The sequence below is a fragment of the Streptomyces sp. NPDC054841 genome (genome assembly GCF_053611045.1).
In genome coordinates this window covers 41,320-50,206 of sequence record NZ_JBSGZO010000010.1, presented here as the reverse complement: position 1 = coordinate 50,206, position 8,887 = coordinate 41,320, and the positions used below count along the sequence as shown (strand labels likewise).

The following is an 8,887-nucleotide window of genomic DNA, read 5'->3' as shown; positions in this document are numbered from 1 at the left end:
GCGCGGAAGGGCGCGGAATCCGCTGACAAGGAGGCCAGATGCCCCGCACTCCCGATCCTCTGATCCGCGTCGTACGCGGTGACCCGGACCCTGACGAACTCGCCGCCCTCGCCGCGGTCCTGCTCCACCGCGCACGCAACGAGCCCGTGCCCGGGCCCGCCCTGGGTCCACCGCCGCGAGACACCGCACGCTGGCGCGCGGCGTCCGCCTTCCGTGCCCCGGGCGACTGGACCGCGCTCTGACGGCGCAGCCGCCGAGTTTGCCGTGGACAGGGTCGTCGATACGGCCGTGGACAGGGTCGTCGATACGGCCGTGGAGGGGGTTGTCGATACGGCCGTGGACAGGGTCGTCGATACGGCCGTAGGCGCTCAGTCGGCTCGTCGGGCCGCCATCGCCGGGGCGAGCAGCTCCAGTGCCTCCTCCCAGCGGAACGGCCCGCCCCCGCCCATCAGTACGCCCATCCCGCGCAACCGGGCCACACTCTCCCGGTACGCGGGATGGGCGGCGAGGTCGGCGTTCACGCTCGGCAGCACGACGGTGGGGACGCCCGCCCCGTACGCCTCGCACAGCGTCGCCACGGCAAGGGTGTCGGCCAGTCCAGCGGCCCACTTGTTGATGGTGTTGAACGTGGCCGGAGCCACCGCCATCGCGTCCGCGGGCGGGAAGGGACGGGCCTCGCCGGGGCGGCGCCAGGCCGAGCGGATCGGGTGGCCGGTCTGGGCCGTCACGGCTTCGGCGTCGATGAAGCCGAGGCCCTGAGGGGTGGCGATGACCCCGACATCCCACTGACGCTCCTGCGCGCCGGTGATCAGCTTGCCGACGTCGCCGGCGTTCCCGGCCGCGCACACGATGACGTAAAGGAACGGCTTCTTCGGCTGCTCACTCACGCGAAACTCCTGAACTCCTGAACCCTCGACTCCCGAACCCGGGACTCCTCAACCCTCAACCCGGGACTCCCGAACCCTCGATGCGGGTCTCCTGAACCCTCGATGCGGGACTCCTGGTCGACGCTGTCTGAATGATGTCGGACCGTTTGACGACTGCTGCTCAAGGGCAGTTTGACGGCTGCCGAACGGTTGCCTGGCGGCCGCATGGAGGGGGCGGGCAGCGCTCGGACCCCGGCCCGTCCGGCCGTCGGGGCGCTGAGGCAGTAGTAGCATCCGTGGCTTCGGGGGTCCGGCGAGGATCCGGCGTGGGGGTTGAGCGCAGGAGGAATGGCATGGCGTCTCCTTCCGGCCCGGGCGTACTCGCGCGGCTGGCCGACCTGCTGGCCGATGATGCGTCAGCCGAGCGGGGCGGGGCCTTGTGGCGCCTCGCGGAAGGCGGGCGGCAGCTCGACGCCAATGTGGTGCGGCTGCCACCGGACGCCGGGATCGGTGAGCACGTGGAGCCGGATCTGGATGTTCTGCTGTATGTGGCCGCGGGCAGCGGGCTGTTGGACGTGGACGGCGTGCGCCACGAGGTCACCGCGGGATCGGTGGTGTGGCTGCCTCACGGCAGCCGGCGGGCGCTGCGCGCCGGGCCCGAGGGGCTCGTCCAGCTGAGCGTGCACCGCCGGCGCCCCGGGCTGGTCATCAAGAGCGCCGGTGGGGCGGCTGACGTCGACAGGCCTACGGACTTCAGTGGGTTGGAAGTTGCATCCCCGGACGTCGACGGCTGGGCTGACGTGGACGGTTCGGCGCAGGAGGGCGGTGAGGCCCCGTGTCTGCTGGACCGGGTGTGCCCGGAATGCGGGCGACTCGCGGCGGAGTCCGACGCACGCTACTGCGGTCGGTGCGGGGAGCGACTGCCCGGCCGCTGAACCGCTTCCGAAGGAGACGGGTTGCCCCGGGTGGGGGGATCGGCCCCCGTCGGCATGGGGGAACGACCGGGGCAACCCGTCCCCGGCCGTGCCCGGCGGGGCGCGCCGGAGTCCGAGCCGACATCGTTGTCTCACGTGTGCCGTTACGACCGTACAAGGCTCCCCGCCCCTGGGAGCTGTCGACTTGCCGTCAGTGTCGGCTTTCCGTCACGCCTGCGAGGCCCATACGAGGAGGGCGAACGAGGCGAGGACGAGCACCGTCCGGACACGGTGGAGACGACTCCACTTCGCCTCGAACGCGGCACGGACCTCGGAGTCGGGAGAGGCCTCGGAGGAGGCCAGCGCGTTGTTCAGCGGGATGTTCCCGGCGATCGTGACCAGGTGGTTGAGTACGGCGCACACCAGTCCGGCCAGGATCAGCCACATCTGGGTGTCCGAACGGCCCTCGACGGGCACCGCGAGGGCGGCCACCGGGAACGCGATGACGGCCAGAAAGACCACCAGGAACACGGCGCGCGGCACCTCTTCGTTGATGCGTCGCATGGCCGGTACGAACTGGTCGTCAGAGAGCCTGGCCAGCGCAGGCATGATCGCGGTCTGGAAGATCAGCATGAAGCCCGCGTACAGGCCGGTGAAGATGACGGCGAGGGCGAGCAGCAAGGTGGCCATGCCGCACATCATGACGCGGACGCGGGGGCGTACGCAGCCCACTTGCCGCGGCCAGGCAGGCGGAGAGGTGGCCGGCCGCTCCGCCGGTCAGCCACCCCTACCGCTCAGCCACCCCTACCGGTCAGCCTGTCACTCGAGCAGCGCGTCGGCCTGGCGGATCGACTCGGCCAGCTGACGTACGGACGCGTCCTCCGTGCGCTTCGCGAGGGTGCCTGCCCGCTCCCCGAGGGCGTCCAACCGGGGCACGCCCGGAGTGTCGGAACCGCGCAGCCGCTCGGCGAAGTACGCGGCGACGGCGCTGACCTGCAGCCGCGGCGAGGTACGCGGCGACCAGAGGTCTCCGCCGAGAGCGGCCGTCTCCACAGTGCCCGACGCCTCATGGGGGGCCCGACTCCGTGGGTCGAGCCAGCGCACGGTCGCCGTCGCGACATGCCCGCTCGCGCCCTCCCGGAGCCGTACCGCGTACAGCGCCGTGACGGTGTGACCGGGGCCGACCTCCCCGCCGTCCACCCTGTCGTCGCGGAAGTCCTCGTCGGCAACCGCCCTGTTCTCATATCCGATCAGCCGGAACTCCTTCACCGTCTGCGGGTCGAAGGCGACCTGCGCCTTCGCGTCGCGGGCCCTCAACTCGACATGTGCGGCCAGTTGGTCGACGAAAACCTTCCTGGCCTGCGCGGAGGTGGACACGTACGTGGTGTGGCCGTCACCCCGGTTCGTGAGCCGCTCCATCAGTTTGTCGCCGTACTCACTGCCGACACCGACGCCGAAGAGCGTGATGCCGAACTCGCGGCGGGCGTCCTCGATCCGCTTCAGAATCGCGTCGGCGTCGGTCTCACCGGTGTTGGCCAGTGCGTCGGAGAGGAGCACGACCCGGTTGTTCGCCCCACGCCTGCGGCCCTCGACGGCGACGTCGTAGCCGGTGCGCACGCCGGCCTCCACATTGGTGGAGTCGGTCGGTTCCAGTTCGTCGACGATGTTGTGGATGGTGTCCCGGTTGCCGGCGAGCCGGGTCATCGGCAGCCGTGTCTCGGCCTTGTCGCTGAAGGTGACGAGGGCGATGGAGTCGTCCTCGCGCAGCTGGTCGGTGAGGATGCCGAGGGACTCCCGGACGAGGTCGAGCCGGCCGGGCTCGGCCATCGACCCGGAGATGTCGACGACGAACGTCAGCGCGACCGGGGGCCGTTCGGCGCTGCGCGTGGACGAACGAGTCGCCAGGCCCACCCGCATCAGCGACCAGTCCTCACCGTCCCGGCCGGCCGCGTGGGCGCCGTCCACACTCACCGTGAACCCGTTGCCCTCGGGGCGCGGATAGTCCTGCCGGAAGCTGTTGACGAACTCCTCGGGCCGTACGGAGTCCGGCTCGGGCAGCCGTCCCTCGGCGAGGCTGCGCCGCGCGTAGCCGTACGAGGCCGTGTCCACATCCAGCGCGAACGTGGACAGATAGTCGGGTGCGGGCGCCATGTCCCGCTGTGCGTCGCTGCTCTGTTCGCCCTCCTTTCCTTCGTCATGGCCGCCTTCCGCAGGCCGGCCGCCGCCGTCGGGCACCATCGGCGCCGGCTGGCCCTCCGCGCCCCGGTGCTCGCCCCCGCCCTGCGCCGCGCGATCGACCTGCCCACCACCCGCACCGCAGCCGGTCAGCAGCACTGCCCCGGCCAGCAGCGCCACGACCGCTCCTCTGTACGTCCTTGTGTACGGCGTCATTTCCGTCCCCCTGGATCGTCAGCACTTGTGAATGTGACGTGCGAGACGGTCCGGGGGAGCAGTCGAACGAGTTGCGGATGAATCTCAATGCGGCAACGGCAAGCGGTCGCTGGGCGGAATCGGCATGGATCGCTTCCCGCGCCGCAACTCCAGACTGACGGACACCCACGTCGCGACTGAAGCGACTGGCAGACACTCGCCATCCCCTGAACTGGGGCTTGTCACGATTCGCAGTCACGTGCGTACATGGAGTGGTGTACGGCTCCGAGATCAGGGGGGTGGTCAGCCGTGCCGAATGTCATCGCCATGCCCAGACCGGGCTCCGTGAAGTGCAGGCCTGCCCTGCCCGAGGTGCCGGGACGGTCTGTCAGAGGACCCGCGCAGGTGAGCGCCACACTGACGGGTCTGGTCCACTCGGCCCGTCATGAACTGCTCACGTTCGACGACCCGGTGGGCCAGGCGGCCGCGCCCGAAGCGTTCCGTGCGCTCGCCATCGCCTGCACCCGCACTGCGGCGGGGCGACCGCCGACGGTCCGCCGTATCGTGCCGCGGCGGGCACTCCCGTATCTGCCGCCGGCCGGACACATCGACGGGCGGGCGCGGGTGGCGGACTCGATCCCGTTCAAACTGGTCGTCGCGGACCGTACGGTCGCGGCCCTGCCGCTCGATCTCGACCTGCACTGCAACGGAGTGCTGCTGATCCGCGACCCGGTCGTCGTCCAGGCCCTGGTCCGCACCCATCACGCCTGGTGGGACGGCGGTGACGACCTCGCGGCCGCCGCCTGCGGGACGGCCCCCGCACATCTGCGCCCGGTCCTCGACGCACTGTTGGCGGGTCTCACGGACGAGGCGGCCGCGACCCGTCTGGGCATGTCGGCCCGCACGTACAGCCGCCGCGTCGGCGAGCTCCTGACGGCCCTCGGGACGGCGAGCCGCTTCCGCGCGGGAGCGGAAGCGGCCCGCCGTGGCTGGATCTGAGCGGGCGGCGCCCCGGGGGTCAGGACACGATGTCCTTCCGGGCGAACCCGCGGAATGCCAGGGCGAACAAGACGAGTGCGTATGTCACCGAGACGGCCGTGCCTTTCACCATCCCGCCCCACTCCAGCTGGGGCTGCAGCGCGTCCGCCCAGGCGAACTGCCAGTGCGCCGGCAGGAAGTCGCGCCAGGAGCCGAGTGCCGTCACCGCGTCCAGGACGTTCCCGATGATCGTCAGACCGACGGCGCCGCCGACCGCGCCCAGCGGCGCGTCCGTCTTGGTCGACAGCCAGAAGGCCAGCCCTGCCGTGACCAGTTGGGAGACGAAGATGAATGCGACGACGAGCGCAAGCCGCGGCACGGTGTCCGCCGTCGCCAGGGAGCCCCCGGTGGGCAGCGCCAGCGGCCCCCAGCCGTACGCCGCCGTTCCCGCGGCGAGTGCGACCAGCGGAAGCAGCAGCATCGCCGCCGCGCTGAAGCCCAGTGCGACCGCCAGCTTCGACCACAGCAGCCGCGCCCGGGGCACGGGTGCCGCAAGCAGATAGCGAAGGGAGGACCAGCTTGCCTCGGACGCCACGGTGTCCCCGCAGAACAGCGCGACCGGCACCACGAGCAGAAAGCCCGCCGAAACGAAGAGGCAGGTCGCGGCGAAGTTCGCACCGGAAGCGGTCGCCGTGTCCATCAGCGTGATGCGGTCGCCGCCCCCGCCGCGCTCGTCCGGAGTGCCGCCGATCGCGAAAGCGACGATCAGTACGAACGGCAGCACCGCCAGGATCGCTGCCATCACCAGGGTCCGCCGCCGCTTCAGCTGGCGTACCGCCTCGACGCGGAGCGGCAGGGTGTGCCGCGCCCGATAGCCGGGTGCGGTCGCCACGGTCGGCCCGTTGTGCACGGTGCTCATGCGGATGCTCCTCCGATCAGGGTGAGGAACGCGTCTTCCAGGCGCCGGTGCGGGCCGACGGCGGTCACCGGCACGTCCAGCCGTACGAGTTCGGCGATCAGACCGGCCGCGCTCGCGCCGTCCAGACGGACCAGCAGCCCGTCTCCGTCGTCCGTGAGGACCGCGGAGCCGATCCCGGGCAGGGCCGCGATCTTCTCCACGAGTGGTGCGGACAGTTCCTCGGCGGTCGTCACCAGCAGGGTGTCGCCCGAGCCGGTGATCTCCGCGACGGGGCCCGCCTGCACCAGTCGGCCGCGGTCCATGACGACGAGATGCGTGCAGGACTGCTCGACCTCCGCCAGCAGGTGGCTGGAGACGATGACGGTCCGGCCTCCGGCTGCGTACCGGATCATCACGTCCCGCATCTCACGGATCTGTGGCGGGTCGAGCCCGTTCGTCGGCTCGTCGAGGATCAGCAGATCCGGCAGACCGAGCATGGCCTGCGCGATGGCGAGGCGCTGCCGCATGCCCTGCGAGTAGGTGCGCACGGCGCGGGCGAGCGCATCGCCGAGGCCCGCGATCTCCAGGGCCTCCTCGATGCGGGAGTCCTCGGCGGGGCGGCCGGTGGCACGCCAGTACAGCTCCAGGTTCTCCCGGCCGGACAGATGCGGCAGGAAGCCCGCCCCTTCGACGAATGCGCCGACCCGGGAAAGCACGGGCGCACCGGGCCTGATGGCGTGTCCGAAGACGCGGATCTCGCCGTCGTCGGGAGCGATCAGCCCCATCAGCATGCGCAGAGTGGTGGTCTTGCCGGCGCCGTTCGGGCCGAGGAGTCCGAGCACCTGGCCCTTCTCGACACGGAAGGAGAGGTCCCTCACGGCGTACCGGTCGGCGGACTTGGCATAGCGCTTGGTCAGTCCGTCGATCTGCAGGGGTACGTCGGCAAGTTCAGGGTCGGGCGCGGGGGCCGTGGTGCGGCGGCGGGCGGTGAGCAGCAGCACGGCGGCGACTGCCGCGCCCGCGGCGGGCAGGCCCCACACCCACCAGGGCATCCCGGCGGCCTGGGTCGTGACGCCGGGCGCGGTGGGCACCGTCAGCTTCCCTGCGAGGGCCACGGTGTAAGTGGCCGGCGCGGCCGGTGACGCGTAGCCGAGGTCGGTGGCGGCGAGGACGAGGCGGAGCCGGTGGCCGGCCTCGACCTCGTGGTCCACGGCAGGCAGCGTCAGCTCGACGGTGCGGCCCGGCTCGGCGCCCTGGACCCGGACCGGGGAGACGAGCTGCGCGGGCAGCACCTGCTGACGGCCGTCGGGGCCGACGTCGTACACCTTGCCGAAGAGGACCGCTTCGCCGTTGTCGGACGTCACCGTGGCCCGGACGGTGGGCGAGCCGGTGATCCGGGTACGCCGGTCCAGTGGCTGGGAGTCGAAGCGGGCGTACTGCCCGGGGAAGTCGAGGGAGAGCCCGACGCCGAGTGAGGACAGTTGCGACAGCCCCCCGCCGACGCCCGGCACCGCGGAGATGGCGGGCGGGTTCGCCCCTGCCGGATTGCGGAAGGTCTGCGCGCGACCGTCGAGTTCGAAGGTCTGTCCGTCGGCGCGCAGGCCCGGGTAACTCGCGGCGGTGGCGCCGCGCAGGGTCGCCTGCCCGTCGGTGGAGTCAACTCCTCCGGTCCTGCTGACGCGGAACACCGGGCCGGTGTCCGCGGCCTCGTTCCCGTTCAGATACCGGTCGAACCACGCGGAGACCCGCCCCTGGATCCTGTCGGTCTCCAGGTCCCCGCCGTCGTGTCCGCCCGCGATCCAGTCGACGGCGACAGGCGCACCGTTCCCCTTGATCGCCTTGGCCATCGCGTCGGCGTGCGAGAGCGGGAAGAGCGAGTCGGACTGGCCCTGCACGATGAGCGCGGGCACCTTGATGCGGTCGGCTACAGCGGACGGGCTGCGCGCCTCCAGCAGCGCGCGGGCTTCGGCATCGGGTCGGCCTGCGGCGGCGACACGTTCGTACATCGCACAGAGGGTGGGCTGGAAACGCCCGCATGGGGGTGCGGCAGAGCCGCCAATGGCAGCCGGGCCGTTGTCGTCGCGCCCGGCCGCGCCCTGTTCGGTCCCGGCGGGTGTGTCCGTCCCCGCCGGAGCCTCCGCGTCCGGTGCGGGTCCGGATGTGCCCACGGAGCCGGTGGTGAAGAAGATGCCGGCCCAGAGTTTCTTGAAGACCTCGTCCGGGAACAGCGCGTCCGCGAGGTTCCAGTACGTGATTTCGGGAGCGATCGCATCGACGCGCCGGTCGTACCCCGCCGCGAGGAGCGAGACCGCCCCGCCGTACGAGGCACCCGTCGCCCCGACGCGGGGGTCGCCCGTCGCGTCCAGGCGGACCTCCGGGCGCTTGGCGAGCCAGTCGATGAGCCGGGAGACGTCCTTGACCTCGTGATCCGGGTCGTTGAGCCCGATCTCGCCGGTCGACGCGCCGAAGCCGCGCGCGGACCAGGTCAGTACGGCGTACCCGTCACGGGCCAGCGCCTCCGCCTGCTCCCGTACGGAGTCCTTGCTGCCGCCGAAGCCGTGTCCCAGCAGCACCGCGGGCCGCCGCCCGGTGCCGGAGGCGGCAGACGTGAAGAACGAGGTGTCGATCCTCGCCCCCGGCATGGGCAGCACCTGGTCCTCGCGGTGCACGGAGGGCTCGTCGTCCGAGGCCGCCGCTGTCCATGTACCCGCGCCTGCGAGCACGGCAAAGGCGGCGATCCCTGCGAACCATCGCCCGCGTCGCCGAGGCACGCTCGCCCGCCGGGGAAGTCGGATCTTCATGGTTGAAACCTTAAGCGGACGCCCATGCCGAGCGCGGCTGCCGCCGGGCGGAACTCAGCG

General features: G+C 71.6%; 8 protein-coding genes. 3 read left to right on the top strand and 5 right to left on the bottom strand.

Going from position 1 to position 8,887, the window contains the following annotated elements; genetic code table 11:
- Positions 1–38: 38 nt before the first annotated feature.
- On the top strand, positions 39–242 hold the full coding sequence (locus ACWGI8_RS03010) for an acyl-CoA carboxylase epsilon subunit (protein ID WP_453658104.1): 204 nt from the start codon (positions 39–41) through the stop codon (positions 240–242).
- A gap of 126 nt (positions 243–368) precedes the next feature.
- On the opposite strand, the gene ACWGI8_RS03005 is transcribed toward ACWGI8_RS03010, so the two are convergent.
- A complete protein-coding gene (locus tag ACWGI8_RS03005) occupies positions 369–887 on the bottom strand; it encodes a flavoprotein (RefSeq protein ID WP_453658102.1) in 519 nt (172 codons plus the stop codon).
- A 332-nt stretch (positions 888–1,219) separates the two neighbouring features.
- Between ACWGI8_RS03005 and ACWGI8_RS03000 the strand changes: the two genes are divergently transcribed.
- On the top strand, positions 1,220–1,801 hold the full coding sequence (locus ACWGI8_RS03000) for a cupin domain-containing protein (RefSeq protein ID WP_453658100.1): 582 nt from the start codon (positions 1,220–1,222) through the stop codon (positions 1,799–1,801).
- A gap of 207 nt (positions 1,802–2,008) precedes the next feature.
- Here the strand turns inward: ACWGI8_RS03000 and ACWGI8_RS02995 are convergent, their stop codons facing one another.
- Together ACWGI8_RS02995 and ACWGI8_RS02990 are read right to left on the bottom strand one after the other, a co-directional pair.
- Complete coding sequence (locus tag ACWGI8_RS02995) at positions 2,009–2,470, bottom strand: anthrone oxygenase family protein (protein WP_453658098.1); 462 nt, start codon at positions 2,468–2,470, stop codon at positions 2,009–2,011.
- Between the two features lie 129 nt (positions 2,471–2,599).
- Positions 2,600–4,171, bottom strand: coding sequence for a YfbK domain-containing protein (locus ACWGI8_RS02990; RefSeq protein ID WP_453658096.1), 1,572 nt, complete (start codon positions 4,169–4,171; stop codon positions 2,600–2,602).
- A gap of 384 nt (positions 4,172–4,555) precedes the next feature.
- On the opposite strand from ACWGI8_RS02990, the gene ACWGI8_RS02985 reads away from it, so the two are divergent.
- Positions 4,556–5,149, top strand: coding sequence for a DNA-binding response regulator (locus ACWGI8_RS02985; RefSeq protein ID WP_453658094.1), 594 nt, complete (start codon positions 4,556–4,558; stop codon positions 5,147–5,149).
- A gap of 19 nt (positions 5,150–5,168) precedes the next feature.
- Here the strand turns inward: ACWGI8_RS02985 and ACWGI8_RS02980 are convergent, their stop codons facing one another.
- Both ACWGI8_RS02980 and ACWGI8_RS02975 read right to left on the bottom strand, forming a co-directional pair.
- Complete coding sequence (locus tag ACWGI8_RS02980) at positions 5,169–6,047, bottom strand: ABC transporter permease (RefSeq protein ID WP_453658092.1); 879 nt, start codon at positions 6,045–6,047, stop codon at positions 5,169–5,171.
- Positions 6,044–8,827 (bottom strand): alpha/beta fold hydrolase, encoded by a 2,784-nt coding sequence (locus ACWGI8_RS02975; protein ID WP_453658090.1) that lies wholly within the window; start codon positions 8,825–8,827, stop codon positions 6,044–6,046. The genes ACWGI8_RS02980 and ACWGI8_RS02975 overlap by 4 nt, the downstream gene beginning before the upstream one ends.
- Positions 8,828–8,887 lie beyond the last annotated feature (60 nt).